The organism is Cohnella phaseoli (assembly GCF_003386235.1).
GTDB classification, from domain to species: Bacteria; Bacillota; Bacilli; order Paenibacillales; family Paenibacillaceae; genus Cohnella; species Cohnella phaseoli.
In genome coordinates, this window is the sequence record NZ_QRDZ01000075.1 from 1 (window position 1) to 1,473 (window position 1,473).

The following is a 1,473-nucleotide window of genomic DNA, read 5'->3' on the forward strand; positions in this document are numbered from 1 at the left end:
TCCGCCAATCGCTGTCCGAAAGCAACCTGAAATCTTTTGTTTCACCTTGGACATACGAATGTCTCTTTCGGCCAAATTGTTATCAAATGGTATTCGGTCATCATAAAGAAAGTGGAGGATCGACGCTTTGTGGCGTTTCAGTCGATCTCCAAGGTTAGCTGCCACACTTTTGCATTTCCGTCCTCGAGGCCCCGTTTTTTCGGGTACTTTGTCTTTAGACCACTGCGTTTCTCCAAGGGCCAGAATGTGATCGTATTGCCGCTCAAGCTCGGCGAGGACTTCATCTGACAATCGCCTATCGGAGACTCTTGCCGCTTTAGCGAGCTTCCAGCTTCGGCGAAGCAGCTCTTTCATCTCGGCTGCCCATGAATGTCGACTGTGATCTACGACACCTTGACAGTCCCGCAGGAGATGCGCATTGCAGAGCGCATGGGAGAACGTCACGTCTGATTTGAAATACGAAACAAAGCAGTCATGCACGACGATTCCCTTGTAGGCGGGCAGCACATCCATTTCGACGAATGCCGGCCCACATCGCTTCTCGTTCATATGCAGTAACGTCCATTCGCTGGTGGAGTGGGTATGGAGATATTGTTGTTTCCCGTTCAAACGCATGGGCGTTTCATCGCAGCAAATGACAGGGGCTTGGCGCAACTGGGTTTGGATCACCGATTCATGTTCCGCTATACGAGAGGCCATCGTATTCAGTTGTTCAAGCAACGTACGCTCGCTCGGTCGATACCCCGTCAAATCGAAAAAGAATTGGGTAATGCGTTTCAAGGGAAGTAACTGATACACACTCAGATACGTCGTCCAGGCTGCAAAGCTTTCTCCGTATTGCACAGGGGCTTTCACTGTACGGGGAAACGCAGCGCTTTGTAGCGTGCGACAGCAGGGACAGCGCTTCTCTTCGGCGCGATGCTCGGTCGTGACGAGTGGAGCAAGAGGCAAGTCAAGTACCTGCCTTTTGATCCAATTCTGCACAGGTACTTCCGCTAAGGCATAATTGCAGTTTTTGCAGGTGGTCAGGGGATGGATGACCACTTCATCCGGCACCGGATGGAAACGAAGGGTATGCCCTTCATGTCCTTTAGGCGCACCACGCTTGCCCCCGGGCTCGCGTAAGTTATTCTTTTTGCGCAGTCCGTCACTCGAAGGGGGTTTACTACTATTATTGCTATTTTGACCGAGCTGGCGTTCTAAATCTTGTACGCGATGTTCGAGTTTTTGGATCTGCCGGGCTTGCGTTTCCACGATCTCGGTTAACTTTTCATTTTGGGTGAGGAGCGCGGAAATAAAGCCGGCAATCTCGGTATCTCCTTTACTAACGTGTAGAACCTGTTTCGATGTTAGCTTCATTTGCACGCACTCCTTCCGAAAAATCTGATTGGAGAATACTTCTACATCACATACCGAAAACCCTTTAAAGCAGAAAACATCTCCCTAGGATTTCAGGGAGACGTAAGTAGTAAC

Annotated in this window: 1 protein-coding gene; it reads right to left on the bottom strand. The window is 50.0% G+C overall.

Annotation, left to right across the window (positions count from 1 at the left end; all coding sequences use genetic code 11):
• On the bottom strand, positions 1-1,359 hold a 1,359-nt coding region (gene tnpC, locus DFP98_RS38525), incomplete at its 3' end, for an IS66 family transposase (protein WP_116065958.1).
• Positions 1,360-1,473 lie beyond the last annotated feature (114 nt).